Origin of the sequence: Rhizobium ecuadorense, from assembly GCF_001187535.1 — a bacterium.
Classification (GTDB): Bacteria; Pseudomonadota; Alphaproteobacteria; order Rhizobiales; family Rhizobiaceae; genus Rhizobium; species Rhizobium ecuadorense.
In genome coordinates this window covers 1-223 of the sequence record NZ_LFIO01000938.1, presented here as the reverse complement: position 1 = coordinate 223, position 223 = coordinate 1, and the positions used below count along the sequence as shown (strand labels likewise).

Annotated in this window: 1 protein-coding gene; it reads right to left on the bottom strand. The window is 58.7% G+C overall.

Translation table 11 applies throughout. The annotated features are described in order from the left end of the window. A partial coding sequence (locus AF337_RS16635) for a GTP-binding protein (RefSeq protein ID WP_280138854.1) occupies positions 1–223 on the bottom strand: 223 nt, incomplete at both ends.

Sequence of the window (223 nt, the reverse complement as noted above, 5' to 3'; positions counted from 1 at the left end):
GCTGTAGTCAGCTAACAGGTTTGCGGCATCGACCACGGTGACCATTGTGTCGAGGCTGGCAAAATCGGCGAGCGAGACGCCGTTCTCGTCGCGGAAGGAAAAGGTTGCCGCGATCGGGCATGGCTCGGCAATGCCGGTGCCTTCGATCAACAGATAGTCGTATCGCCGCTCCTCTGCCAGTCGTCGTACTTCCGTCAGAAGGTCATTGCGCAGGGTACAGCAT